Annotated in this window: 22 protein-coding genes; 21 read left to right on the top strand and 1 reads right to left on the bottom strand. The window is 73.2% G+C overall.

Annotated elements, in window-relative coordinates; all coding sequences use genetic code 11:
• The first annotated feature begins 126 nt into the window (after positions 1 to 126).
• The 6 genes from CGE01nite_RS00900 to hisF all read left to right on the top strand — a co-directional run bounded on the left by CGE01nite_RS00900 (position 127) and on the right by hisF (position 4,981).
• Positions 127 to 315 carry a ubiquitin-like protein Pup gene (locus CGE01nite_RS00900; RefSeq protein ID WP_141368412.1) on the top strand — a complete coding sequence of 63 codons (189 nt, stop codon included), beginning with the start codon at positions 127 to 129 and terminating at the stop codon, positions 313 to 315.
• A gap of 6 nt (positions 316 to 321) precedes the next feature.
• Positions 322 to 1,170: a proteasome subunit beta gene (gene prcB / locus CGE01nite_RS00895; protein ID WP_048343027.1), complete on the top strand. Its 849-nt coding sequence runs from the start codon at positions 322 to 324 to the stop codon at positions 1,168 to 1,170.
• Positions 1,167 to 1,865: a proteasome subunit alpha gene (gene prcA, locus CGE01nite_RS00890; protein WP_048343028.1), complete on the top strand. Its 699-nt coding sequence runs from the start codon at positions 1,167 to 1,169 to the stop codon at positions 1,863 to 1,865. The genes prcB and prcA overlap by 4 nt, the downstream gene beginning before the upstream one ends.
• On the top strand, positions 1,865 to 3,226 hold the full coding sequence (gene pafA / locus CGE01nite_RS00885) for a Pup--protein ligase (RefSeq protein ID WP_048343029.1): 1,362 nt from the start codon (positions 1,865 to 1,867) through the stop codon (positions 3,224 to 3,226). Before prcA ends, pafA begins: the two co-directional genes overlap by 1 nt.
• Before the next feature lie 106 nt (positions 3,227 to 3,332).
• Complete coding sequence (locus CGE01nite_RS00880) at positions 3,333 to 4,214, top strand: FKBP-type peptidyl-prolyl cis-trans isomerase (RefSeq protein WP_229747530.1); 882 nt, start codon at positions 3,333 to 3,335, stop codon at positions 4,212 to 4,214.
• A complete protein-coding gene (hisF, locus tag CGE01nite_RS00875) occupies positions 4,211 to 4,981 on the top strand; it encodes an imidazole glycerol phosphate synthase subunit HisF (RefSeq protein ID WP_048343030.1) in 771 nt (256 codons plus the stop codon). The genes CGE01nite_RS00880 and hisF overlap by 4 nt, the downstream gene beginning before the upstream one ends.
• 31 nt (positions 4,982 to 5,012) lie before the next feature.
• Here hisF and CGE01nite_RS00870 read toward each other — a convergent pair whose 3' ends face one another.
• The gene (locus tag CGE01nite_RS00870; protein ID WP_229747529.1) at positions 5,013 to 5,669 is read right to left on the bottom strand and encodes a TIGR03085 family metal-binding protein; all 657 of its coding nucleotides are present in this window, start codon (positions 5,667 to 5,669) and stop codon (positions 5,013 to 5,015) included.
• Between the two features lie 181 nt (positions 5,670 to 5,850).
• On the opposite strand from CGE01nite_RS00870, the gene CGE01nite_RS00865 reads away from it, so the two are divergent.
• From CGE01nite_RS00865 to CGE01nite_RS00795, 15 genes are all read left to right on the top strand, one after another.
• Complete coding sequence (locus CGE01nite_RS00865; protein ID WP_048343035.1) at positions 5,851 to 7,758, top strand: ABC transporter ATP-binding protein; 1,908 nt, start codon at positions 5,851 to 5,853, stop codon at positions 7,756 to 7,758.
• 110 nt (positions 7,759 to 7,868) lie between these two features.
• Complete coding sequence (locus tag CGE01nite_RS00860) at positions 7,869 to 9,662, top strand: ABC transporter ATP-binding protein (RefSeq protein ID WP_048343036.1); 1,794 nt, start codon at positions 7,869 to 7,871, stop codon at positions 9,660 to 9,662.
• A 79-nt stretch (positions 9,663 to 9,741) separates the two neighbouring features.
• Positions 9,742 to 10,134: a phosphoribosyl-AMP cyclohydrolase gene (hisI, locus tag CGE01nite_RS00855; protein ID WP_141368410.1), complete on the top strand. Its 393-nt coding sequence runs from the start codon at positions 9,742 to 9,744 to the stop codon at positions 10,132 to 10,134.
• A complete protein-coding gene (locus CGE01nite_RS00850; protein WP_141368408.1) occupies positions 10,131 to 11,681 on the top strand; it encodes an anthranilate synthase component I in 1,551 nt (516 codons plus the stop codon). The genes hisI and CGE01nite_RS00850 overlap by 4 nt, the downstream gene beginning before the upstream one ends.
• Positions 11,678 to 12,367 (top strand): Trp biosynthesis-associated membrane protein, encoded by a 690-nt coding sequence (locus CGE01nite_RS00845; protein ID WP_141368406.1) that lies wholly within the window; start codon positions 11,678 to 11,680, stop codon positions 12,365 to 12,367. The genes CGE01nite_RS00850 and CGE01nite_RS00845 overlap by 4 nt, the downstream gene beginning before the upstream one ends.
• Positions 12,368 to 12,478: 111 nt before the next feature.
• Positions 12,479 to 12,784: an HGxxPAAW family protein gene (locus CGE01nite_RS00840; RefSeq protein WP_048341442.1), complete on the top strand. Its 306-nt coding sequence runs from the start codon at positions 12,479 to 12,481 to the stop codon at positions 12,782 to 12,784.
• Positions 12,785 to 12,872: 88 nt separating this feature from the next.
• Complete coding sequence (locus tag CGE01nite_RS17145; RefSeq protein ID WP_141368404.1) at positions 12,873 to 13,871, top strand: hypothetical protein; 999 nt, start codon at positions 12,873 to 12,875, stop codon at positions 13,869 to 13,871.
• A 33-nt stretch (positions 13,872 to 13,904) separates the two neighbouring features.
• On the top strand, positions 13,905 to 14,324 hold the full coding sequence (locus tag CGE01nite_RS00830; RefSeq protein ID WP_229747527.1) for a DUF2752 domain-containing protein: 420 nt from the start codon (positions 13,905 to 13,907) through the stop codon (positions 14,322 to 14,324).
• Between the two features lie 86 nt (positions 14,325 to 14,410).
• Entirely contained in the window at positions 14,411 to 14,962 is a 552-nt protein-coding gene (locus CGE01nite_RS00825; RefSeq protein WP_141368402.1) for a DUF4190 domain-containing protein, read from the top strand.
• A gap of 150 nt (positions 14,963 to 15,112) precedes the next feature.
• Positions 15,113 to 15,925, top strand: a complete 813-nt coding sequence (trpC, locus tag CGE01nite_RS00820; protein WP_048341440.1) for an indole-3-glycerol phosphate synthase TrpC — start codon at positions 15,113 to 15,115, stop codon at positions 15,923 to 15,925.
• Positions 15,926 to 15,951: 26 nt separating this feature from the next.
• Positions 15,952 to 17,205 carry a tryptophan synthase subunit beta gene (trpB, locus tag CGE01nite_RS00815; RefSeq protein ID WP_141368529.1) on the top strand — a complete coding sequence of 418 codons (1,254 nt, stop codon included), beginning with the start codon at positions 15,952 to 15,954 and terminating at the stop codon, positions 17,203 to 17,205.
• A 5-nt stretch (positions 17,206 to 17,210) separates the two neighbouring features.
• Complete coding sequence (trpA, locus tag CGE01nite_RS00810) at positions 17,211 to 18,062, top strand: tryptophan synthase subunit alpha (protein ID WP_141368527.1); 852 nt, start codon at positions 17,211 to 17,213, stop codon at positions 18,060 to 18,062.
• Positions 18,059 to 19,024, top strand: a complete 966-nt coding sequence (gene lgt, locus CGE01nite_RS00805; protein ID WP_048341438.1) for a prolipoprotein diacylglyceryl transferase — start codon at positions 18,059 to 18,061, stop codon at positions 19,022 to 19,024. Before trpA ends, lgt begins: the two co-directional genes overlap by 4 nt.
• A gap of 181 nt (positions 19,025 to 19,205) precedes the next feature.
• Entirely contained in the window at positions 19,206 to 23,765 is a 4,560-nt protein-coding gene (gene gltB / locus CGE01nite_RS00800) for a glutamate synthase large subunit (protein WP_141368400.1), read from the top strand.
• The gene (locus tag CGE01nite_RS00795) at positions 23,758 to 25,227 is read left to right on the top strand and encodes a glutamate synthase subunit beta (RefSeq protein ID WP_048341436.1); all 1,470 of its coding nucleotides are present in this window, start codon (positions 23,758 to 23,760) and stop codon (positions 25,225 to 25,227) included. The genes gltB and CGE01nite_RS00795 overlap by 8 nt, the downstream gene beginning before the upstream one ends.
• Positions 25,228 to 25,278: the final 51 nt, after the last annotated feature.

Here is a 25,278-nt window from a genome sequence, read left to right as displayed (position 1 = left end):
GCGGGCATCCTGGCAGGCCGGACGCGTGCCCGCGGCGTCTCGCGGGGTATGTCACCCTCCGCGTCCGGCACTCGGATGGGCCTAGGGTGGAGCGAAGGTGCACCAGCGACGCCAGGAGGTCCGCACATGGCAGGTCAGGAACGCGTCAACCCGCGCCGCGACGACGAGGAGCCCGTCGACGCCCCCGAGCCCGTCGCGCCGTCGGTCCAGTCCCGTGACGCCGAGGTCGACGCGCTGCTCGACGAGATCGACGACGTGCTCGAGCAGAACGCCGAGCAGTTCGTCCGGGGTTTCGTGCAGAAGGGCGGTCAGTGATCGCCCATGTCGCACCCTGACCCGCTTGCCACGGGCCGGCTGCCGGCCGCCTTCCTGACCCCGGGCTCGTCGTCGTTCGTCGACTTCCTCACCTCGCACGCGCCCGGCCTGCTGCCGGGCAACCGCCCGCTGGCGGGCATGGACTCGGCCGTCGCGCCCCACGGGACGACGATCGTCGCCGTCGTGTGCGCGGGCGGCCTCGTCATGGCGGGGGACCGGCGCGCCACGATGGGCTCGATGATCGCGAGCCGGGAGATCGAGAAGGTCTTCCCGGCCGACGAGTACTCGGCCGTGGGCATCGCCGGCACCGCCGGGCTCGCCGTCGAGCTCGTGCGGCTGTTCCAGCTCGAGCTCGAGCACTACGAGAAGATCGAGGGCAGCCTGCTGTCGCTCGACGGCAAGGCGAACCGGCTGTCGACCATGATCCGCGGCAACCTCGGGCTCGCGCTGCAAGGGCTGGCCGTCGTGCCGCTGTTCGGCGGGTTCGACCTCGACCGCGGCATCGGGCGCATCTTCTCCTACGACGTGACGGGCGGGCGGTACGAGGAGCACGAGCACCACGCCGTCGGCTCGGGCTCGGTGTTCGCGCGCGGTTCGCTCAAGAAGCTCTGGAAGCGCGGGCTCTCACCTGACGAGGCGGTACGCGTCGCGGTCGAGGCCCTCGTCGACGCCGCGGACGACGACTCGGCGACCGGCGGCCCGGACACGACCCGGCGCATCTGGCCCGTCGTCGCGACCGTCACGCGGTCCGGGTACCTGCGGGTGCCGGACGAGACGCTCGAGGGCGTCGTCGAGACCGTCGTCGCCGACCGCCGTGCGCAGCACGGTCACGCCCGTGGAGGTGAGCGCGCATGAGCATGCCGTTCTACGTCTCGCCCGAGCAGCTGATGAAGGACCGCGCGGACTACGCGCGCAAGGGCATCGCGCGTGGCCGCAGCGTGGTCGTCGTGCAGTACGACGAGGGGATCGCGTTCGCGACCGAGAACGCCTCGCGCGCGCTGCACAAGGTCTCGGAGATCTACGACCGCATCGCGTTCGCGGCCGTCGGCAAGTACAACGAGTTCGAGAACCTGCGCGTGGCCGGGGTGCGGTACGCCGACCTGCGTGGCTACTCCTACGACCGTGAGGACGTCACGGCGCGTGCGCTGGCGAACGCCTACGCGCAGACGCTGGGCACGGTGTTCACCACCGAGTCGAAGCCGCTCGAGGTCGAGCTCGTCGTCGCCGAGGTGGGCCGCACCGCGGACACCGACCAGATCTACCGCCTCACGTACGACGGCTCGGTGGCCGACGAGCACGGCTGGGTCGTCATGGGCGGCCAGGCCGAGCGGCTCGCGGGCCTCGTCGAGGGCGAGTGGCAGCCGGGTCTGAGCCTGCCGCAGGTGCTCCAGCTCGCCGTGCGCGCGCTGGGCTCGGCACCCGAGGAGGGTGGTGAGCAGCGCACGCTGCCGGCCGCGCAGCTCGAGGTCGCCGTGCTGGACCGGACCCGTCCGCGCCGCGCGTTCCGCCGTCTGGCGGGGCCGCTGCTGGAGGACCTGCTGGAGGGCTGATGGACAAGCGGATCTTCGGTCTGGAGACCGAGTACGGCGTCACGTGCGCCGCCACCGACGGGCGCGGTCTGTCGGCCGACGAGGTGGCGCGGTACCTGTTCCGCAAGGTCGTCGCGTGGGGGCGCTCGTCGAACGTCTTCCTGCGCAACGGCTCGCGGCTGTACCTCGACGTCGGCTCGCACCCCGAGTACGCGACGGCCGAGTGCGACGACGTGCGGCAGCTCGTCACGCACGACCGCGCGGGGGAGCGGATCCTCGAAGGGCTCGTCGCCGACGCGCAGCAGCGGCTCGAGCACGAGGGCCTGCCCGGCACCATCCACCTCTTCAAGAACAACACCGACTCAGCCGGCAACTCCTACGGCTGCCACGAGAACTACCTCGTGCGGCGGCAGGGTGACTTCGGACGGCTGTCGGACGTGCTCGTGCCGTTCCTCATCACGCGGCAGGTCCTCACGGGCGCGGGAAAGGTGCTGTCGACACCGCGCGGCGCGGTCTACTGCCTGTCGCAGCGCGCCGACCACATCTGGGAGGCGGTCTCGAGCGCGACGACCAGGTCGCGGCCGATCATCAACACGCGCGACGAGCCGCACGCCGACGCCGAGCACTTCCGTCGCCTGCACGTGATCGTCGGCGACTCCTCGATGTCGGAGTCCACGACCATGCTCAAGGTCGGCGCGACCGACCTGCTGCTGCGGCTGGTCGAGGCCGGCATCCCGATGCGGGACCTGTCGCTCGAGAACCCGATCCGCGCGATCCGGGACATCAGCCACGACATGACCGGGCTGGCGCCCATCACCCTCGCGAACGGACGCACGGCCACGGCCGTCGACCTGCAGGAGGAGTACCTGGCGCGGGTCAGCGACTTCGTGGCCCAGCGCGGCGGCGGCTCGCCGCAGGACAAGCAGGTGCTCGAGCTGTGGGAGCGGGGCCTGCACGCGCTGCGCACGGGCGACCTGTCCCTCGTGGAGCGCGAGCTCGACTGGGTCATCAAGTACCGGCTGATCGAGCGGTACCGCGCCAAGCACGACCTGCCGCTGTCGGACGTCCGCGTGCAGCGGCTCGACCTCGCGTACCACGACATCTCGCGCACCGAGGGCCTGTACAACCTGCTCGCGGCCAAGGGCCTCGTGGAGCGGCTGACCACGGACCTCGAGGTGTTCGAGGCGACATCGGTGCCGCCGCAGACGACGCGCGCCAAGCTGCGCGGCGACTTCGTCCGCGCCGCTCAGGAGGCCCGCCGCGACTACACGGTGGACTGGGTGCACCTCAAGCTCAACGACCAGGCGCAGCGCACGGTCCTGTGCAAGGACCCGTTCCGCAGCGTCGACGACCGGGTGGAGCGGCTCATCGAGTCCATGTGACGCCCCGCTCCCGGGGTGCGCAGGCAGGGGACGTAGAGTGTCGGTCCGCCGGGGTCGGACCCGGGGCCGCTGGACTGCGGCCGGACGACGAGACGAAGGACCTGGGGTGCGAGGACTGCGACGTGCGCGGGGCGGGGCCGTCGCCCTGGTCGTCGGGCTGCTGGCCCTCGCGGCCTGCTCCACGCCCGACGAGGTCCCCGTGGAGATCACCGTCACCGGTGATGCCGGGGCAGCCCCGACGCTCGTGTACGTCGCGCCGCTGACGGTCGAGAAGGAGTTCCGCGAGGCCATCTGGGCCGGGACGGGGCCAGAGCTGGTCGACGGCGCGCCGGTGCTCATCGACTACTGGCTCGAGAACGCCGACGACGCCAGCCTCGTGCGCGAGAGCTACTCGAGCAGCCCCACGTCGCAGCTCCTCACGGAGGCCGACCTGGGCCTCGACCTGTACGAGACGCTGAGCGACCAGCGCGTCGGCGCGCGGCTCCTGCAGGTCGTCCCGGGCTCCGAGCACGGTGACCCATACCCGACCGCGACCGTGATCGACGTGCTCCCGACGCGTGCCCAGGGGACGCCGGTCACACCGGGCGAGGGCTTCCCGACCGTCACCGAGGCGAAGGACGGCTCTCCCCAGCTGACCCCGCTCGAGACCGAGCCGCCCGCCACCCTGCGCGTGCAGCCGCTGCTGCGCGGCACGGGGCGCCAGGTGGTCGCGACGGACACCGTGACCGTGCAGCTCACGGGATGGTCGTGGACGGGTGGCGAGCAGTTCGACACCACGTGGGCCTCCGGCCTGCCGCTGTCGTTCTCGCTGCAAGACGTGCCCGCCTGGCAGGAGGGGCTCGTCGACCAGCCCGTCGGGAGCCGCGTGATGCTCGTGGTGCCGCCGTCGTACGCGCTCGGCGTGACGCAGAGCGAGGAGCTCGCCGGGCAGACCGTCGTGTTCGTCGTGGACATCCTCAACGCCCGGACCCCCGGAGGGACCTCGTGAGCCTCGCCCTGCGCGTCATCCCGTGCCTCGACGTCGACGCGGGCCGCGTCGTCAAGGGTGTGAACTTCGAGAACCTGCGCGACGCGGGCGACCCGGTCGAGCTCGCGCACCGGTACGACACGGAGGGCGCCGACGAGCTGACGTTCCTCGACGTGTCGGCGTCGTCCGGTAACCGCGAGACGACGTTCGACGTGGTGCGCCGCACGGCCGAGGAGGTGTTCGTCCCGCTCACCGTGGGGGGCGGCGTGCGCTCGGCCGACGACGTGGACAAGCTCCTGCGCGCGGGCGCGGACAAGGTCGGCGTCAACACGGCGGCGATCGCGCGGCCCGAGCTCATCGCGGAGATCGCCGACCGGTTCGGCTCGCAGGTGCTCGTGCTGTCGGTCGACGCGCGGCGCGTGACGGGCGACGTGCGGACCGACTCGGGCTACGAGGTCACGACGCACGGCGGTCGTCGTGGCACGGGCATCGACGCGGTGCAGTGGGCCGTCCGGGCGGCCGAGCTGGGCGCCGGGGAGGTGCTCCTCAACTCGATGGACGCCGACGGGACGACGGCAGGCTTCGACCTCGAGATGCTGCGTGACGTCCGTGCCGAGGTCGCGGTCCCGCTCATCGCGAGCGGAGGCGCGGGAACGCCGGAGCACTTCGTCGAGGCGGCCCGTGCGGGTGCTGATGCGGTCCTGGCCGCGAGCGTGTTCCACTTCGGCACGCTGACGATCGGCGAGGTGAAGGCGGCGTTGCGCGACGCGGGGATCACCGTCCGCTGACGCAGGGCGGGCCGCTGACGACGCCGCAGCGTCAGGGGAGCGGGAAGCGTGCCGCGAGCAGCGCGACGTCGACGGGCGCGCCCTGGGCGACGACGGTGGACGCCGCGCCCCGGCCCGACAGCCACAGCACGAGCTCTCCCGCGTCACCCCGCACGACGACGGTGCCGTGCTCGCCCTTCGGACCCTTGACGCGGGCCCGCGGACCGTCGGCGTTCACCAGCACGAGGCCGACGGGCACCTTGTGCGTGCGAGCCCGCGCGAACCGGCGGACGTCCTTCCACAGCGCGTCGGCCAGCGCGGGGTCGAGCTCGCGCGGCGGCACCGGGCCGGCGCCTCGTCGGACGTCCTCGCCGTGCACGTAGAACTCGACGAGGTTCGCGGCGTCGCCCGCCACGGACATCGGGTGCCAGCGCGACGGACCGGCAGCGACCCGGTCGACGAGGGCCGCGTAGCCCTCGGGTGTGGTCGCGGTCTGCGCGAGCTCGTCGATCGCGCGCTCGGCGGCGCCGGCGAGCGCGGGGACCGCGATACCGGCCCCGACGCGCAGCGAGCTCTCGCGCAGCACGACGTGCGCCGCGAGGTGCCGCGCCTGCCAGCCCTCGCAGAGCGTCGGTGCGTCGGGGGTCGCGGCGCGCAGGGCGTCCGTGAGGTCGGCGCGGAGGGTCTCGTGCCACGTCATGGACGCCATGGTCCCACTCCTCGGTCGTCCTCGCGGCCCTTCGCGCAGAGGGCCGCCACGGGAGGTGTCGGAGGTGCGTGAGACGATGAGCGCTGCTCACCTCCCCGTCGGAAGGCTCGTCGTCATGCCCTCGCCCCGGTCGTCGTCGCCGTCCTCGGCGCCCCCCGACCGGGACCGGCCGACGGCTCCGATGCGGCTGACGGGGTCGACCCCGCGCCGGGCCACGACCCTGATCTGGCGCGGCATGCGCGCGCACCCGTGGACCTATGCCGCGGCGGTGGGCACGTCCGCCGTGTTCGGTGTCGCGACGGTGGCGGTCAGCCGGGTGCTCGGCTGGGTGACCGACGACGTCGTCGTCCCGGCGCTGGCCGGGGACGAGGGCGCACAGGGACGCATCTGGTGGGCCGGCGGGGCGATCGTGCTCGTCGCCGTGACCCTCGCGCTGAGCGTGGCCGGGCGCCGCGTGTTCGCGGGGATGGGGTACGCGCTGGTCCAGGAGGACCACCGGCTCAAGGTCACGCGCCAGTACCTGCGGCTGCCGATGTCCTGGCACCGCAAGCACCCGACCGGGCAGCTGCTGTCCAACGCGGGTGCCGACGTCGAGGCGTCGACGTCGGTGTTCAACCCGCTGCCGTTCGCGCTCGGCGTCGTGGTGATGCTCGCGGTGGCGACGGTCGCGCTGGTGCGCACGGACCTGTGGCTCGCGCTCGCCGCGCTCGTCGTCGTCCCGCTCGCGATCGCCGCCAACGCCTGGTTCCAGCGCCGCATGTCGCCCGCGATCACGCACGCGCAGCAGCTGCGGGCCGAGGTCGCCGACGTCGCGCACGAGAGCTTCGAGGCCGCGCTGCTCGTGACGTCGCTCGGCACGCAGGCGCGCGAGGAAGCACGGTTCGCGGACCGCGCGGGCCGGCTCGCGGACGCCAACGTGCGCGTCGGCGTCGTCCGGGCGTTCTTCGACCCGGTGATCGACCTGCTGCCGCAGGTGGGCACGCTCGCCGTCCTCGTGGTCGGGACGTGGCGGGTCTCGACGGGGAACATCGACACCGGTGACGTCGTCGCGGCCGCGTATCTGCTGACGCTGCTCGCGGTGCCCGTGCGCGCCTTCGGCTGGGTGCTGGGCGAGATCCCGCGTGCGCTGGTCGGCTACGACCGCATCGCGCGGGTCGTCGACAGCACCGGAGCGCTCCCCGCGGGCTCGACGCGCTGGTCGTCCACGTCGACCGGCGCGAGCGTGCGGTTCGACCACGCGACGCGCACCGTCGAGACCGCGCAGGGTCCGCTGACCCTCGTGGACGACGTCGACCTCGACCTCGCGGCGGGCCGCGTCGTGGCCGTCGTCGGACCCACGGGCGCCGGGAAGACGAGCCTCGTCACGCTCGTCTCGCGGTTGGCCGACCCGGACCGCGGCGCCGTCCTGGTCGACGGCGTGGACCTGCGCGAGCTCGACCCGCACGACCTGGCGCAGCACGTGGCACTCGTCGCGCAGCACGCGTTCGTGTTCGAGGACACCGTCCGCGGCAACGTGACCCTGGCCGACCCGGACGACCCGGCGGCTCCGTCGGACGACGAGGTGTGGCACGCGCTGCGGGTCGCGCGGGTCGACGACGTCGTCCGTGCGCTGCCGGACGGGCTCGACGCACACCTCGGGGAGCGCGGCGCGAACCTGTCCGGCGGGCAGCGGCAGCGGCTCGCGCTCGCGCGTGCGCTCGTGCGGCGACCGAGCGTCCTGGTGCTCGACGACGCGACCTCGGCAGTCGACCCGCGCGTCGAGCAGGAGATCCTGCGCGGCCTGCGTGGGTCGGCGGGGGAGCCGGGGCCCACGGTCCTGCTCGTCGCCTACCGCATGTCGTCGGTGCTGCTCGCCGACGAGGTGGTGCACCTGGACGGAGGTCGCGTCGTCGACCGCGGGACCCACGCCGAGCTGCTCGCGCGCGACCAGGGGTACCGCGACCTCGCGACCGCGTACGAGCGGGAGAGCGAGCGACGTGCGGGCCGCGACTGGGACGAGGAGGACGTCGACGACGAGACCGGCGACGACGAGACCGGCGACGACGGGTATGCCGCGGACGAGACGGACGAGACGGTGGACGCACGATGACGGGCTCGCGCAAGGAGTCGACAGCGACGTCGTCCCGCTCCACGCCGGCCGAGGCGACTGAGAGCACGCCCGGGTCAGGATCCGAGGGCACGAGCTCGAGCGGTCACTCGATGGGCTCGGCGAGCTCGCTGGGGGTGCTCGCGACCCTGCGCCGCGGCATCGAGATCTCGCCTCGTCTCGTGGAGGGGCTCGGGCTCACGATCGTGCTCGCGACGCTCGCCGCGGTCGGGCGCGTGCTGGTCCCGATCGCGGTGCAGCAGACGGTCGACACGGGGATCCTCGCCGCGGGCGGGCCGGACGTCGGCCGGGTGGCGGTGCTCGCCACGATCGCCCTGGCGGGCCTCGTGCTCGGCGCGCTGTGCTCGGCGGCCGTCAACATCCGCCTGTTCCGTTCGAGCGAGGCCGGCTTGCTGCAGCTGCGCACGCGCGCGTTCCGGCACGTGCACGACCTGTCGGTCCTCACGCGCGGCACCGAGCGCCGCGGCAGCCTGGTCTCGCGCGTCACGTCGGACGTCGACACCATCTCGCTGTTCGTGCAGTGGGGCGGGATCATGCTGCTGGTCTCAGTGCTGCAGATCCTCGTGGCGACCGCGCTCATGGCCGTCTACTCGTGGCAGCTCACCCTCATCGTCTGGCTCGGGTTCGTGCCGCTGGTCGTCGCGCTGCAGCCGCTGCAGAAGCGCGTCAACGCCCGGTACTCCCGGGTGCGCGAGCGGTACGGCGCCATGCTCGGTGCTGTCTCCGAGTCGGTCGTGGGCGCTGAGACGATCCGCGCGTACGGCGTCGCGGACCGCACGCAGCGCTCGACCGACGCCGCGATCGGCGCGACCCGCCGTGCGATGGTCCGTGCGCAGAACCTGGTCGCCACCGTCTTCTCGTCGGGCGTGCTCACCGCGAACCTGGTGCTCGCGGTGGTCGTCGTCGCGGGGACGTACCTCGGGGTCGCGGGGGACCTGACCGCGGGTCGCCTGCTGGCGTTCCTGTTCCTGGTCCAGCTCTTCACCGGTCCCGTGCAGATGGCGACCGAGATCCTCAACGAGCTGCAGAACGCGGTCGCGGGCTGGCGCCGGGTGCTCGGCGTGCTCGAGACGCCTGTGGAGCTCGTCGACCCGGGCGAGCGGGGGACGCCGAGCCCCCGCGCGCCCGCGCACGTCGAGCTGCGGGGGGTCGGGTTCGCCTACCCCGACGGGCCGCCGGTCCTGCGCGACGTGGATGTGGTCGTCCCCGCGGGCTCGTCGGTCGCGGTGGTGGGGGCGACGGGCTCCGGCAAGACGACGATCGCGCGCCTCGTCGCGCGGCTCGTGGACCCGACGCACGGCCGGATCCTGCTCGACGGCACCGACCTGCGCGACATCCGGCACGACCAGCTGCGCCGTCGCGTCGTGCTCGTGCCGCAGGAGGGATTCCTCTTCGACGGGACGCTCGCGCAGAACATCGCGTACGGACTGCGCGACGACGAGGACGCGTCCTGGACGCCGCCGCACGACGACCCGCGCGTGCGCGAGGCGGTCGACGCGCTCGGCCTGGGCCCGTGGGTCGACGAGCTCGTCGCCGGGCTGGACACGCCCGTCGGCCAGCGCGGCGAGTCGCTCTCCGCCGGTGAGCGACAGCTCGTCGCGCTCGCGCGCGCCTACCTCGCCGACGCCGACCTGCTGCTGCTCGACGAGGCGACGTCCGCGGTCGACCCCGCGACCGAGGTGCGCCTCGCTCGGGCGCTGGCGAGCCTGACCGAGGGTCGCACCACGATCACGATCGCCCACCGGCTCTCGACCGCCGAGGCCGCCGACGCGGTCGTCGTGGTCGACGCGGGCCGTGTCGTCGAGCAGGGCCACCACGACGACCTCGTCGCGGCCGACGGCCTGTACGCCACGATGCACGGCGCCTGGGTCTCCCAGACACGCTGAGCGGCACGGCGGCGAGCGCCGGTCCCGGTGCGCGCGGACACCCCGTGGTCGGTCGCGCCGGGCGTGGCAGGATTCTCGGGTGCCCACCCTGGATCCCGCAGTCGCCTCGCGCCTCAAGCGTGACGAGGCAGGCCTCGTCGCCGCGATCGTGCAGCAGCACGACACGCGCGAGGTGCTCATGCTCGGCTGGATGGACGACGAGGCGCTGCGCCGCACGCTGTCGTCCGGTCGCGTGACCTTCTGGTCCCGCTCGCGTCAGGAGTACTGGCGCAAGGGCGACACGTCGGGTCACGTCCAGCACGTCAAGGCCGTGAGCATCGACTGCGACGGCGACGCGCTGCTGGTCGAGGTCGACCAGGTGGGGGCGGCGTGCCACACGGGCGCCCGCACATGCTTCGAGGCGGGCGGCCCGCTGCCGGTCACGTCCGGCGAGACGACGGGGTCCGAGGAGACGACGGGGGACGCGCGATGACCGCCGACACCTCCGCGCAGGTGCCCTGGGGTGGCACGTGGCCCACGCTCGAGGGCTTCCGCGAGCTCGCGCGCGACCGTCGGGTCGTGCCCGTGGTGCGGCGGCTGCTGGCCGACGACGTGACGCCCGTGGGCCTGTACCGCACGCTCGGCGCGGGCCGGCCGGGCACGTTCATCCTCGAGTCCGCCGAGGCGGACGGGACCTGGGCGCGTTGGTCCTTCGTCGGGGTGCGCTCGCGCGCGACGCTGACGGTGCGCGACGGCGAGGCCGCATGGACGGGCGACGTGCCGGTCGGCATCCCGACGAGCGGCGACGTGCTCGACGTGCTCAACGAGACGCTCGACGTGCTGCGTACCCCCGTCCTACCCGGGCTCCCGCCGCTGACCAGCGGGCTCGTCGGCGCGCTGGGCTGGGACATCGTGCACCACTGGGAGCCGACGCTGCCGAAGAAGGCGCCCGACGAGCTCGAGGTCCCCGAGCTGACGCTGCTGCTCGCCACCGACCTCGCGGTGGTCGACCACCAGGACGGCTCCGTCTGGCTCGTGGCGAACGCGATCAACTTCGACGACACCGACGAGCGGGTCGACGACGCGCACGCGGACGCCGTCGCCCGCCTGGACGCGATGCAGGCCTCGCTCCTGCACCCCGCGCCCTCGGGGATCGCCGTGCTCGCGGACGTGCCCGAGCCCGAGCTGCGGTTCCGGTCGACGCGCGAGGAGTTCGACCACGCAGTGCGCTTCGGCAAGGACGCGATCCGCGACGGCGAGGTGTTCCAGGTCGTCATGTCGCAGCGACTCGACCTCGACTGCCCGGCCGAGCCGCTCGACGTCTACCGGGTGCTGCGCACGATCAACCCGAGCCCGTACATGTACTACCTGCAGCTGCAGGACGCCGACGGGCGCGACTTCGCGGTCGTCGGGTCGAGCCCCGAGACGCTCGTGAAGGTCGACGAGGGGCACGTCACGACGTACCCCATCGCGGGTTCGCGTCCCCGCGGCGCGACGCCCGAGGAGGACCGCGAGCTCGCCGACGAGGTCCTCGCCGACCTCAAGGAGCGCGCCGAGCACATCATGCTCGTCGACCTGTCGCGCAACGACCTCGTCAAGGTCTGCGACCCGACGAGCGTCGAGGTCGTGGAGTTCATGGCCGTCCGACGGTTCTCGCACATCATGCACATCACGTCGACCGTCGTCGGACGGCTGCGCGCGGGAGCCACCGCGCTCCAGACCCTCATGGCGACGTTCCCCGCCGGGACGCTGTCGGGCGCCCCCAAGCAGCGGGCCATCGCGCTCATCGACGAGGTCGAGCCCGCGCGCCGGGGGATCTACGGCGGCACGGTCGGGTACTTCGACTTCGCCGGGAACATGGACATGGCGATCGCGATCCGCACGGCGCTCATCCGCGACGGTCGTGCCTCGGTGCAGGCCGGCGGCGGGATCGTGGCCGACTCCGTGCCCGACCTGGAGTACGCCGAGTCGCGCAACAAGGCGCAGGCCGCGGTGCGCGCCATCCAGGTCGCGTCCCGCCTGCGCCGCGCCGACGCGTGACGACGACGAGCCCGGGCCCGGCCGGCGAGGCGCCCGCGACACCGCCGGCTGCCGGGGGCGCGCGCGCCGGGCGCGGCCGCGCGGCCGGAGTGCTCCTCCTGACGGCTGCGCTCACGGGTGTGTGCGCGGTGCCGACCTGGTTGAGCGTGCCCACCGACTCCGTGCTCGGGGTCACCGAGACGGTCCGCGTCTCCGGCGGCTCGGCAGCTCCCGCCCTCGTGGCCGCGGCGCTCGTGCTCCTCGCGGCGACCGGGGCGATCGCGCTCGTGGGCCGGATCGGGCGATGGCTGGTGGTCGCGACGGTGCTGCTGGCGGGACTGCTCGTCGTGGGCGGTGCCGTGAGCGTCCTGCGGGACCCGGCCGCGGCCGCCGCACCGACCGTCGCGGACCGCATCGGGATCGAGCGGGTCGTCGGCGAGGTCGCGGTGTCGCCCTGGCCGTGGGTCGCGCTCGGCGTCGGGCTCCTCGTCGTCGCGGTCGCGGTCTGGCTCGCGCGCGTGTCAGGCGGGTGGTCCGTCGCGGGACGGCACGACCGGACCGCTGGGGCAGCCGCCACGGGTGCTCGCGACGGCGCGGCGGCGGGGTCGACGGCGCGTGCCGCCAGGCCGGTCGACGAGCGGGACCAGTGGGACGCGCTGTCGCGCGGCGACGACCCGACCGAGCAGGCGGACGACGAGCCCCACTGACACCGCGTGACCCGGTACGCAGGCGTGTGTCCACCGTCGCAGCGGACGTGCCACGAAGCGCCCTGGCCTGCACGCTAGGGTGAGCGCAGAACCACTGGAGAAGGGTCGACCATGGCCGACAACACCCTCGCGCACCGCGCGCAGAACCCCACCGTCACCGAGGCGGTGCACCTGCCGCCGAGCGCTCCGCCGACGAACCACGGGCACACCGTGGCGGCGTGGACCACCACCTGGGTGGTCGTCGCGGGCGCCGTGATCGCCGCTCTGGCGATGGTCTTCGCCCAGGTCTGGCTCGTGTGGGCCGGGCTCGGGGTGTGCGTGCTCGGGATCGTGATCGGCAAGGTGCTGCAGGTCCTCGGCTACGGCCAGGGCGGCGCCGCGACCCTCGCCAAGCAGTCGGCCCGCGGTGGTCACTGAGCTCTGGGCGGACGGCCGGTAGGGCGCGGACGCGGTCCGGTCGCGCCCGGTCGGTCGGCGTGATCGTGTTCCCCGACGAAGAGGACAGATGAGCACTCCTGCGCAGCCGCCCAGCCCCGACGAGCCACAAGAGCCGTCCGCACCGCTGGACCCGTCCAGGCCTCTCGCCGACCCGTCGGAGCCCGAGCCGCCGTTGCTTGAGCCGTCGGAGCTCGAGCCGTCGGAGCCCGAGGTCGCGAAGGTCGAGCCAGCGAAGGTCGAGACAGCCAAGGCAGAGGCCGCGGGTGCCGAGGCGCCCGGCCCCGGTCCGGAGACCGGCTCGGCGGCCTACACCGCCCCGCCGGCGTACGAGCCGCCGCCGACGTACACCGCGCCCCCGGGCTACCAGGCGCCCGCGACGTTCGGGGCCGCCGTGGCCGGCCCGTCGTCGCCCGCGGGCCAGTCGCCTGCCGGCGAGGCGCCCGGTCACCACGTGCCCGGTGGGCACGTGTCCGGTGAGCAGGCGTCCGGTGAGCGGGTGTCCGAGGAACCGCCGACTGCCCTGCCCGGATCGAGCATCCCGGAGTACGGGACACCGCCGCCGAGCCCGGCGCACGACGCTCCCGCGTACGGCCCGCCCGCCGGCTACGGCACGTCGCCGACGTACGGGACGCCCCCGCCCTACGGGACGCCGCCCGCGTACGGCGCGGGCTCCGGCCAGCCCGGGCAGTCGCCCTACGGCCCACCACCTGCCTATGGCCCACCGCCTGCCTACGGGCCACCGCCCGCGTACGGCGCTCCGCCCGCGTACGGCGCTCCGCAGCATCCCGCCGGGCCGGGCAGCTCGAGCGGCTCGCTCTCGACCTGGGCGCTCGTGCTGGGCATCCTGAGTGTCGTGCTCGCCTGCGCGTGCACGTTCCCGGCGCTCGGTGCCGCGATCGGGGCGATCGTGGTGGGTGGCCGGGCGAAGGCGTCGGCCGCGCGCGGCCTGCCCGTCAACCTCGGCGCGGCGAAGGCGGGCGTCGTGCTGGGGTGGGTCGGCGTCGGACTGACCGTCCTGACGTTCGTCGCCCGCGGAGCCAACTCGCTGAGCTCGAGCGGGTTCTAGGTCGGTCTCCGGATGCATCGGGAGGGGGCGCACGTGAGCACGGTCGAGCACCGCGTCCGACGCGACGTGCGCGCGTGGCGCGGCCCTGCGCTGACGGCGGGCGTCGTCGGTGTCGCGACCCTCGTCCTGGCGGTCCGTGACCCGCACCAGTCGGGCAGCTACGGGTTCTGCCCGTTGGCCGCCGTGACGGGGTTGGCGTGCCCCGCCTGCGGCGGTCTGCGGGCGACGCACGACCTCGCGCACGGCGATCTCGCGGCCGCCTGGTCGATGAACCCGCTGTGGGTCTCGATGGTGCCGGTGCTGGTGGGTCTGTGGTTCTGGTGGGTCGTGCGGGTGAGCCGCGGGCGCGGCGCGCCCGTGCTGCCCTCGTGGTCGGCCTGGCTGCTGCTCGTGCTCCTCGTCGGGTTCGGCGTGCTGCGCAACCTGCCGGGCTTCGAGGTCCTCGCACCCTGATCGGCGCGCTCCCGCGTCGCAGGGGCCCGGCCTGGCAGAGTGTGACCTGAGAGAGCCGTCCTGAGATCCGAACGGGAGAACGCCTGATGAGCACGCCGGACCAGCCCACCGACCCGCAGCAGCCGAGCGAGCCGGGTGCCGGCTCGTCGCCGTACGCCCCGCCGCCCGAGGGCGCGTCGTCCCCCGCGGTGCCCGAGCCCGGTGCGGCCCCCTCCTACGGCCAGCCGCCCGCGTACGGGCAGCCTCCTGCGTACGGCCAGCCGCCCGCGTACGGTCAGGCACCCGCCTACGGCCAGCCGCCGGCGTACGGGCAGCCTCCGGCCTACGGCCAGGCGCCCGCGTACGGGCAGGCCCCGGGCTACGCGGGTGGCTACCCGGCCACGCTGCCGAAGAACAGCCTGGGTGTCTGGTCACTCGTGCTCGGCATCGCGAGCATCGTGCTGTGCGGGTTCTTCTCCGGCATCCCCGCGATCATCGTCGGGAACAACGCCAAGCGCGCGGTCGCCGCGGGTGAGGCGAACAACGAGAGCCTCGCCACCGGTGGCATCGTCACGGGCTGGATCGGCACGATCCTGTCCGGCGTCGGGGTGCTCATCGCGATCGTCGGCCTGCTGTCGGTCTGGCAGACGTCCCCCTGAGCCCGTCCGGGCGTTCCCGGGTCCCGGGGTCCACCAGGCGGGCCGTGTTCGGGGTCACTCTCGGGCCCCTCTACGATGACGGTGAGAGGACCCGCACGCGCCGCAGTGCCGTGGGGTTCCCCGGGGTCGTGAACGAGGGGTGAGGCTGCCATGAGCGTGCTCGACGAGATCGTCGCCGGTGTCCGGGAGGACCTGGCCGCACGAGAGGCTCTCACGCCGCTGGCGCAGGTCAAGGAGCTGGCGGCTCGCAGGCCGTCGGCGATCGACGCCGTCGCGCGGCTGCGGGTCGAGGACGCCGTCACGGTGATCGCCGAGGTGAAGCGCTCGAGCCCGTCGAAGGGCGAGCTCGCCGCGATCTCGGACCCGGCAGCCCTGGCCGCCGAGTACGAGACCGGCGGTGCCGCTGCGATCTCGGTCCTCACCGAGGAGCGGCGGTTCAACGGGTCGCTCGCCGACCTCGACGCCGTGCGGGCGCGGGTGGACATCCCGGTGCTGCGCAAGGACTTCGTCGTGACGCCGTACCAGGTGTGGGAGGCGCGGGCGCACGGTGCCGACCTGTGCCTGCTGATCGTCGCCGCGCTCGAGCAGACCGTGCTGGAGTCGCTCGTCGAGCGGGTGCACTCGCTCGGCATGACGGCGCTCGTGGAGGTGCACGACGAGGACGAGGTGGCGCGCGCGGTCGACGCGGGCGCCCGGGTCATCGGCGTGAACGCTCGCGACCTGCGCTCCCTGGAGGTCGACCGCGGCACGTTCGCGCGCGTCGCGCCGTCGATCCCGTCCTACATCGTCAAGATCGCGGAGTCCGGCGTGCGCGGCCCGCACGACGTCATGGACTACGCCCGTGCGGGCGCCGACGCGGTGCTCGTGGGGGAGGCGCTCGTCACGGACGACGCGCCCCGCCGCTCGGTCGCCGACCTCGTCGCCGCAGGTGCCCACCCGTCGCTGCGCGCGGTGCGCCAGTGACGGCGGACGTGGGCGGTCGCCCGCTCGTGCCCGGTCAGGAGGAGCGCGTCGGATCGCTCGCGACGCACGTCGGGCCGTACTGGGGTGAGTTCGGCGGCAGGTTCGTCCCGGAGGCGCTCATCGCCGCGCTGGACGAGCTCGACACGGCGTACCACAAGGCGTTGGCCGACCCGGCATTCGGCGCCGAGCTCGCACGCCTGCACCGCACGTACACGGGACGGCCGAGCCCGCTGACCGAGGTGCCGCGGTTCGCGGCGCACGTCGGCGGCGGCGCGCGGGTGTTCCTCAAGCGTGAGGACCTGAACCACACCGGCTCGCACAAGATCAACAACGTGCTCGGCCAGGCGCTGCTGGTCAAGCGCCTCGGCAAGACCCGCGTGATCGCCGAGACGGGAGCGGGGCAGCACGGCGTCGCGACCGCCACGGCGGCCGCGCTGCTGGGCCTCGAGTGCACGGTTTACATGGGCGAGGAGGACACGCAGCGCCAGGCGCTCAACGTGGCGCGCATGCGCCTGCTGGGCGCCGAGGTCGTGCCCGTGACGATCGGCACGCGGACCCTCAAGGACGCGATCAACGAGGCGCTGCGGGACTGGGTCGCGAACGTCGAGACCACGCACTACCTGCTCGGCACCGTGACGGGGCCACACCCCTTCCCCGAGATGGTGCGCGACTTCCACAAGGTGATCGGCGAGGAGGCCCGCGCGCAGCTGCTGGCCGAGATCGGGCGCCTGCCCGACGCGGTGGTGGCCTGCGTGGGCGGCGGGTCCAACGCGATGGGCATCTTCAACGCGTTCCTCGACGACGAGGGTGTCCGCCTGTTCGGCTTCGAGGCGGGTGGTCGTGGGCTCGGTCACGGCGACCACGCTGCGCGCTTCCAGGGCGGTGCGCCCGGCGTGCTGCACGGAGCCCGTTCCTACCTGCTGCAGGACGAGGACGGCCAGACGATCCCCAGCCACTCGGTCTCGGCGGGTCTCGACTACCCGAGCGTCGGTCCCGAGCACTCGTGGCTGCACGACATCGGCCGCGCGACCTACCTGCCCGTCTCGGACGACGAGGCGATGGAGGCCTTCCGGCTGCTGTGCCGCACCGAGGGCATCATCCCGGCGATCGAGTCGGCGCACGCCCTCGCGGGCGCGATCCAGCTGGGTCCGCAGGCGGCGCAGTGGTCCGACGAGCCCGTGATCCTGGTGAACCTGTCGGGTCGCGGCGACAAGGACGTGGCCACGGCCGCTGCGTGGTTCGGCCTGCTGGACGAGAACGACGGCGAGGGAGTCCGGTGAGCGCGGTGGAGGCGACGACGAGCGCGGCAGGTGCCACCTGCGGGCCCCTGCTCGACGGGCTCGCGGAGCAGGGCCGTGCCGCGCTGGTGGGCTACCTCCCGGTCGGTTACCCGTCCGTGCCGGGATCGGTCGATGCGGTCCGCACGCTGATCGACGCGGGCGCTGACGTCGTCGAGCTCGGCATGCCCTACACGGATCCGGTCATGGACGGTCCGATCATCCAGCGCGCGGTGGACCACGCGCTGCAGGGCGGCACGCGCGTGCGCGACACCCTGGCGGCGGTCGAGCAGACGGCCGGGCGCGGCGCGCCGATCCTCGTCATGACGTACTGGAACCTCGTCCTGCGCTACGGCGTCGAGGCGTACGCGCGCGATCTCGCCGCCGCAGGCGGCGCGGGGCTCATCACGCCGGATCTCATCCCCGACGAGGCGCAGGAGTGGATCGCCGCGTCCGACGCGCACGGGCTGGACCGCGTGTTCCTCGTGGCGCCGAGCTCGACGCCCGAGCGGCTCGCGAGCACCGCCGCGGCGTCCCGCGGCTTCGTCTACGCGGCCTCGACGATGGGCGTCACGGGGGAGCGGGCCACGGTCGGCGCGCGCGCGCAGCAGCTCGTGGCCGACACGCGTGCGGCCGGCGCCGCGCGGGTCTGCGTCGGTGTCGGCGTCTCGACGCCCGAGCAGGCGACGCAGGTCGCGACGTATGCCGACGGGGTGATCGTGGGCTCCGCCCTCGTGCGAGCGCTCGTGGACGCCCCCGACGAGAAGACGGGCCTGGACCGGCTCGCGACGCTGACGTCCGAGCTCGCCGCGGGCGTGCGTGCGGCGGACCGCACGACGTCTCGCGGAGCCGGCCGATGACCGCGTCCGCGCTCCTGGCGAGCGTGCCCGCGGCGATCCCCAGCCCGTCCCAGGGCGTGTGGCACCTGGGGCCGTTCCCGGTGCGGGCCTACGCGATCGCGATCCTCATCGGCATCGTCGCCGCCGTGCTCATCACGCAGCGGCGGTGGAAGGAGCGGGGCGGGGATCCCGACCAGGTGGTGGAGATCGCGTTCTGGGCGGTGCCGTTCGGCATCCTCGGCGGTCGCATCTACCACCTGATCACGTCGCCGGACGCGTACTTCGGCAAGGGCGGTGACCCCTGGAAGGCGTTCGCGATCTGGGAGGGCGGACTCGGCATCTGGGGCGCGGTGGCGCTCGGTGCGGTCGGTGCGTGGATCGGCTGCCGCCGCCTCGGCGTGCGGCTGACGGTGTTCGCCGACGCCCTGGCCCCCGGCTTGCTGGTCGCCCAGGCGGTCGGACGGCTCGGCAACTGGTTCAACCAGGAGCTCTTCGGCGGTCCGACGACGCTGCCGTGGGGCCTGCGCGTCGACGACGCGGTAGCGGTCGCGGCGGGGCACCCCGCCGGGACCCTGTTCCACCCGACGTTCCTGTACGAGATGGTGTGGAACCTGCTCGGTGCCGCGCTGCTGGTGTGGGCGGACCGCCGGTTCCGGCTGGGCCACGGCCGCGTGTTCTGGCTCTACGTCGTCGTCTACACCTCGGGACGGCTGTGGATCGAGGCGCTGCGGATCGACCCCGCGCACGGCTTCCTCGGGCTGCGCCTCAACGTCTGGACGTCGATCCTGGTGGGCCTCGGCGCGCTGGTAGCGTTCATCCTGGTCGGACGTCGCCATCCCGGACGTGAATCGACCGTGACGCTGGACGGCCTGGAGGTACCCCCCTCGCAGCAGGAGGACCAGCGCGAGGACGTCCCGCAGGGCGCGGAGGCCGACGAGGCCCCTGTCCCGGCGGACGACGAGGACGGTCGCCTGGCCACGTGACGGCAGGCGCGGACCGCCTGAGAACCGACCAGCTCCCTGTGAGCCAGGTCACACAGGGCGATGCGGCTCCCCGTTCCGACGGGTTGTATCGTCGCCCAGCACAAGGGCCGACGACGTCCCGATCCCCCCATGTTTTCGTGCGAGCCCCGGTCCGTTCCGGGGCACTGTGAGGACGGTAGAGATGACGTCGCCCAGCGGTCTGCCGAGCACGTCGCTCGACCCCGCGTCGTACCCCCTGTACGACGCGTCGGCCGAGCACGACGCCTGCGGCTTCGCGTTCGTCGCGACGCTGCGCGGGACGCCCGGACGCGACATCGTCGACGCCGGCCTGACCGCCCTGCTCAACCTCGACCACCGCGGTGCCGTCGGCGCCGAGGAGGACTCCGGTGACGGCGCGGGCATCCTCACCCAGATCCCCGACGCGTTCCTGCGCGACGTGGTCGACGCCGACCTGCCGCCGGTCGGCTACTACGCCATCGGCATGGCCTTCCTGCCGCAGGACGAGGCCGAGCGCGCCGCGGTCGTCGCCGCCGTCGAGGCGGTCGCGGCCGAGGAGAAGCTCGACGTCCTGGCCTGGCGCGACGTCGTCGTGACGGCCGACCTCGTGGGCCCGACCGCACGCGCGTCGATGCCCGTGTTCCGTCAGCTCGTCGTCGCGGACCCGTCGCGGGAGCTGTCGGGGATCGCGCTGGACCGGCGGGCCTACCGCCTGCGCAAGCGCGCGGAGCGCGAGCACGGCGTGTACTTCGCGTCGCTGTCTGCGCGCACCATCACCTACAAGGGCATGCTGACGACCGGCCAGCTCGAGCCGTTCTTCGCCGACCTGTCGGACCCGCGGTACGCCTCCGAGATCGCGCTCGTGCACTCGCGCTTCTCGACCAACACGTTCCCGTCCTGGCCGCTCGCGCAGCCGTTCCGGATGGTCGCGCACAACGGCGAGATCAACACGGTGCGCGGCAACCGCAACTGGATGGCGGCGCGCGAGGGCATGCTCGCGTCCGAGGAGCTGGGTGACCTGGCGCCGCTGCTGCCCGTCTGTACCCCGGGTGGGTCGGACTCGGGCAGCTTCGACGAGGTGCTCGAGCTGCTCCACCTCTCGGGCCGGTCCCTGCCGCACGCGGTCATGATGATGATCCCGGAGCCGTGGGAGAACCACGCGCAGATGGACCCGTCCACGCGCGCGTTCTTCGAGTACCACTCCACGCTCATGGAGCCGTGGGACGGGCCGGCCGCCATGACGTTCACCGACGGGACGCTCATCGGTGCCGTGCAGGACCGCAACGGGCTGCGCCCGGGTCGGTACTGGGTGACCGAGGACGGTCTCGTCGTCTGCGCGTCCGAGGCGGGCGTGCTCGACCTCGACCCCGCGTCGATCGTCGCGAAGGGCCGCCTCGAGCCGGGCCTGTTCTTCCTCGTCGACACCGGTCAGGGCCGGATCGTCGCGGACTCCGAGGTCATGGCGAGCCTCGCCGCGCAGCGGCCCTACGCGCAGTGGGTGCAGGAGAACTCGGTCTACCTCGAGCAGCTGCCCGAGCGTGACCACGTCGCCCACTCGGCGGCCTCGGTCCGCCGGCGGCAGCGTGCGTTCGGCTACACCGAGGAGGAGCTCAAGGTCCTCCTGACGCCGATGGCGGCGAACGGCGCCGAGCCGCTCGGCGCGATGGGCTCCGACACGCCGGTCGCGGTGCTCTCGCAGCGCCCGCGGCTCCTGTTCGACTACTTCACCCAGATGTTCGCGCAGGTCACGAACCCGCCGTTGGACGCGATCCGCGAGGAGCTCGTCACCGCGATCGGTGGTGCGATCGGTCCCGAGCCGAACCTGCTGGCCGACGGCCCGGAGCACGCGCGCAAGCTCGTCCTGCCGTTCCCGGTGCTCGACAACGACCAGCTCGCCAAGATCGTGCACGTCCACAAGGAGCCGAGGCACGGCTTCCGCGCGACGACGATCCGCGGCCTGTACAAGGCGTCCGGCGGGGGAGCAGCCCTCGAGGCGCGGCTCGAGGAGATCTTCGCCGAGGTCGACCGCGCGGTCGCCGACGGCGTCAGCTTCGTCGTGCTCTCCGACCGCAACTCGGACGCCGAGCTCGCGCCGATCCCGTCGCTGCTGCTCCTGAGCGCCGTGCACCACCACACGCTGCGCCGGCACACGCGGACCCAGATCTCGCTCGTCGTCGAGGCAGGCGACGTGCGCGAGGTGCACCACGTCGCGCTGCTCATCGGCTACGGCGCGGCCGCGGTGAACCCGTACCTCGCGATGGAGACGGTCGAGGAGCTCGCCCGCAACGGGTACCTCGGTGAGGTCGGCCCGGAGAAGGCGGTCAAGAACCTCATCAAGGCGCTCGGCAAGGGCGTCCTGAAGGTCATGTCCAAGATGGGCATCTCGACGATCGCGTCCTACCGCGGCGCGCAGGTGTTCGAGGCGATCGGGCTGTCGCAGCCGCTCGTCGACCGGTACTTCACCGGCACGACGAGCCGGCTCGGGGGCATCGGCCTCGACGTGATCGCGGCCGAGGTCGCGGCGCGGCACGCCGACGCGTACCCGGCGTCCGGGAACCGGCAGCCGCACCAGCGCCTCGCGGTCGGTGGCGAGTACCAGTGGCGCCGCGACGGTGAGGACCACCTGTTCGACCCTGAGACGGTCTTCCGCCTGCAGCACGCGACGCGCACGCGGCAGATGGACGTCTTCCGCCAGTACACGCAGCGCGTCGACGAGCAGAGCAAGCGCCTCATGACGCTGCGCGGGCTGCTGAGCTTCAAGGAGGGCGTGCGCGCGCCCGTCCCGCTCGACGAGGTCGAGCCGGTGAGCGAGATCCTCAAGCGGTTCAGCACGGGTGCGATGTCCTACGGCTCGATCTCGGCCGAGGCGCACGAGACGCTGGCCGTCGCGATGAACCGGATCGGCGGCAAGTCGAACACGGGCGAGGGCGGCGAGGACCCCGAGCGCCTGCACGACCCCGAGCGGCGCTCCGCGATCAAGCAGATCGCCTCCGGCCGGTTCGGCGTCACCTCGGAGTACCTGACGAACGCCGACGACATCCAGATCAAGCTCGCGCAGGGCGCCAAGCCAGGCGAGGGTGGTCAGCTGCCGGGCCACAAGGTGTACCCGTGGATCGCCAAGACCCGGCACTCGACGCCCGGCGTCGGCCTGATCTCGCCGCCGCCGCACCACGACATCTACTCGATCGAGGACCTCGCGCAGCTCATCCACGACGCGAAGAACGCGAACCCGCGGGCACGCATCCACACCAAGCTCGTCTCGGAGTTCGGCGTCGGCACGATCGCGGCCGGCGTGGCCAAGGCGCACTCGGACGTGGTGCTGATCTCGGGGCACGACGGCGGGACGGGCGCGAGCCCGCTCACGTCGCTCAAGCACGCGGGCACGCCGTGGGAGATCGGCCTCGCCGAGACGCAGCAGACGCTCGTCATGAACGACCTGCGCGACCGGGTCGTGGTGCAGGTCGACGGTCAGCTCAAGACCGGCCGTGACGTGGTGGTCGGTGCGCTGCTCGGCGCCGAGGAGTTCGGCTTCGCGACCGCGCCGCTGGTCGTCTCGGGCTGCATCATGATGCGCGTCTGCCACCTCGACACCTGCCCGGTCGGCGTCGCGACCCAGAATCCGGAGCTGCGTGCGCGGTTCTCGGGCAAGCCGCAGTTCGTCGAGGCGTTCTTCGAGTTCATCGCCACCGAGGTCCGCGAGCACCTCGCCGCGCTCGGCTTCCGCTCGATCGAGGAGGCTGTCGGCCACGTCGAGCTGCTCGAGACGCGTGCGGCGATCGACCACTGGAAGGCGGAGGGTCTCGACCTGTCGCCCGTCCTGGCCGTGCCGCAGCCCAAGCCCGGCTCGGCGCTGCACCACACCAAGAACCAGGACCACGGTCTCGACCGCGCGCTCGACAACCGCCTCATCGCGCTGTCGGCCGACGCGCTCGAGCGCGGTGAGCCGGTGCGCATCTCGCTGCCCGTGCGCAACGTCAACCGCACGGTCGGCACGATGCTCGGGCACGAGGTCACGCGTCGCTACGGCGGGCAGGGACTGCCCGACGACACCATCGACGTCACGCTCACGGGATCGGGCGGGCAGTCGTTCGGCGCCTTCCTGCCTCGTGGCGTCACGCTGCGCCTGTTCGGCGACGCGAACGACTACGTCGCCAAGGGCCTGTCCGGCGGTCGCGTGATCGTCCGGCCGGACCGCAGCTCGGTGCTCTCGTCGAGCCACAACGTCATCGCGGGCAACGTGATCGGCTACGGCGCGACGTCGGGCGAGGCGTTCCTGCGCGGCCTGACCGGTGAGCGGTTCGCGGTGCGCAACTCCGGCGCGACGCTCGTCGTCGAGGGCGTGGGCGACCACGCGTGCGAGTACATGACCGGCGGCACGGTCGTCGTCCTCGGCCGGACGGGCCGCAACTTCGGCGCCGGCATGTCGGGCGGGACGGCGTACGTCCTCGACCTCGAGCCCGAGCTCGTGAACGTCGACGCGCTGCGCTCGGGCGAGCTCTCGCTCACGCCGCTCGACGACGACGACGCGGCGCTCGTCGGCTCGCTCCTCGTGCGGTACGCACAGGACACGGGCTCGCCCGTCGCCGCCGAGCTGCTCGAGGGTGACTGGCGCTCGCGCTTCACCCGTCTCCTGCCCACCGAGTACGCACGCGTCCGACGCGCGCTCGCGCAGGCCGAGGCCGACGGCCTCGACCCCGCGGCGCCCGGCGTGTGGGACCAGATCCTGGAGGTGGCCCGTGGCTGACCACCGTGGCTTTCTGAAGGTGCGGGAGCGCGAGCTCCCGCCGAACCGCCCCGTCGAGGTGCGGCTGCGTGACTGGAAGGACGTGCACGCGCACCTCGAGGAGGGTCAGCCGTTCCTCAGGGAGCAGGCCGGCCGGTGCATGGACTGCGGCGTGCCGTTCTGCCACAACGGGTGCCCGCTCGGGAACCTCATCCCCGAGTGGAACGACCTCGTGTGGCGCGGCCAGTGGGGCGACGCGATCGAGCGCCTGCACGCGACCAACAACTTCCCCGAGTTCACCGGGCGCATCTGCCCGGCCCCGTGCGAGTCGTCGTGCGTGCTCGGGATCAACCAGCCGCCGGTGACGATCAAGAACGTCGAGGTCTCGATCATCGACGAGGCGTTCGACCGCGGCCTGGTCACGCCGCAGGTGCCGCAGCGCCTCACGGGGCACACGGTCGCCGTCGTCGGCTCAGGCCCGGCGGGCCTGGCGGCCGCGCAGCAGCTCACGCGCGCCGGCCACACCGTCGCGGTGTACGAGCGGGACGACGCGATCGGCGGGCTGCTGCGCTACGGCGTCCCGGACTTCAAGCTCGAGAAGATCCACATCGACCGTCGCCTGGCCCAGATGGAGGCCGAGGGCACGCGCTTCCGCCCGGGTGTCGAGATCGGTCGCGACCTCACCTGGGCGCAGCTGCAGGCGCGCTACGACGCGATCGTCATCGCGACCGGTGCCACGGTGCCGCGCGAGCTGAGCGTGCCGGGCAACGACCTCGAGGGCGTCATGTTCGCGATGGACTACCTGCACCCGGCGAACGCCGTGGCCGCGGGCAAGACGGTCGCGGACCAGGTCACTGCCGAGGGCAAGCACGTGGTCATCATCGGCGGCGGCGACACCGGCTCGGACTGCCTCGGCACCGCGCTGCGTCAGGGTGCGGCCTCCGTCACGACGCTCGCGATCGGCAAGCGCCCGCCCACGGACCGTCCGGCGAACCAGCCCTGGCCGACCGACCCGATCCTGTTCGAGGTCTCGTCCTCGCACGAGGAGGGCGGCGAGCGCGCGTACCTCGCGTCGACGGTGGCCTTCGAGCCCGACGAGACCGGCACGCGCGTCGCGTCGCTGCGCCTGGCGACCACGCAGTACCTGCCGGACGGACGTCGCGTCCCGACCGCGGGCACCGAGCGTGAGCTGCCCGTCGACCTGGTGCTCGTCGCCATGGGCTTCACGGGCCCGGAGACGCAGACCGCGGTCGCCCAGCTCGGTCTCGGCCTCACATCGCGCGGTGCGTTCGCCCGCTCCGACGACTTCGCCACGGCGGTGCCGGGCGTGTTCGTCGCGGGGGATGCCGGTCGCGGCCAGTCACTCGTCGTGTGGGCGATCGCGGAGGGCCGCGCCGCGGCCGCCGCCGTCGACACGTACCTGTCAGGTGCGACGGAGCTCCCCAGCCCCGTCGAAGCCAGCACTCTGGCTCTTCGCCCCTGACCCCCCTACCCGCGGGCCTCGGTGGTCCGACGGGACGTTCGGACCCAAGCA

It is taken from the genome of Cellulomonas gelida (assembly GCF_006538725.1).
GTDB classification, from domain to species: Bacteria; Actinomycetota; Actinomycetes; order Actinomycetales; family Cellulomonadaceae; genus Cellulomonas; species Cellulomonas gelida.
Note: the sequence above shows the minus strand (reverse complement) of the source record. Positions and strands in the feature narration are given on the sequence as shown.

Coding starts and splice junctions, on each gene's coding strand:
- CGE01nite_RS00900 (WP_141368412.1), top strand. CDS start 127: ATGGCAGGTCAGGAACGCGTCAACCCGCGCCGCGACGACGAGGAGCCC.
- prcB (WP_048343027.1), top strand. CDS start 322: ATGTCGCACCCTGACCCGCTTGCCACGGGCCGGCTGCCGGCCGCCTTC.
- prcA (WP_048343028.1), top strand. CDS start 1,167: ATGAGCATGCCGTTCTACGTCTCGCCCGAGCAGCTGATGAAGGACCGC.
- pafA (WP_048343029.1), top strand. CDS start 1,865: ATGGACAAGCGGATCTTCGGTCTGGAGACCGAGTACGGCGTCACGTGC.
- CGE01nite_RS00870 (WP_229747529.1), bottom strand. CDS start 5,669: ATGGCGTCCATGACGTGGCACGAGACCCTCCGCGCCGACCTCACGGAC.
- CGE01nite_RS00865 (WP_048343035.1), top strand. CDS start 5,851: ATGCGGCTGACGGGGTCGACCCCGCGCCGGGCCACGACCCTGATCTGG.
- CGE01nite_RS00860 (WP_048343036.1), top strand. CDS start 7,869: ATGGGCTCGGCGAGCTCGCTGGGGGTGCTCGCGACCCTGCGCCGCGGC.
- CGE01nite_RS00850 (WP_141368408.1), top strand. CDS start 10,131: ATGACCGCCGACACCTCCGCGCAGGTGCCCTGGGGTGGCACGTGGCCC.
- CGE01nite_RS00840 (WP_048341442.1), top strand. CDS start 12,479: ATGGCCGACAACACCCTCGCGCACCGCGCGCAGAACCCCACCGTCACC.
- CGE01nite_RS17145 (WP_141368404.1), top strand. CDS start 12,873: ATGAGCACTCCTGCGCAGCCGCCCAGCCCCGACGAGCCACAAGAGCCG.
- CGE01nite_RS00825 (WP_141368402.1), top strand. CDS start 14,411: ATGAGCACGCCGGACCAGCCCACCGACCCGCAGCAGCCGAGCGAGCCG.
- trpC (WP_048341440.1), top strand. CDS start 15,113: ATGAGCGTGCTCGACGAGATCGTCGCCGGTGTCCGGGAGGACCTGGCC.
- lgt (WP_048341438.1), top strand. CDS start 18,059: ATGACCGCGTCCGCGCTCCTGGCGAGCGTGCCCGCGGCGATCCCCAGC.
- gltB (WP_141368400.1), top strand. CDS start 19,206: ATGACGTCGCCCAGCGGTCTGCCGAGCACGTCGCTCGACCCCGCGTCG.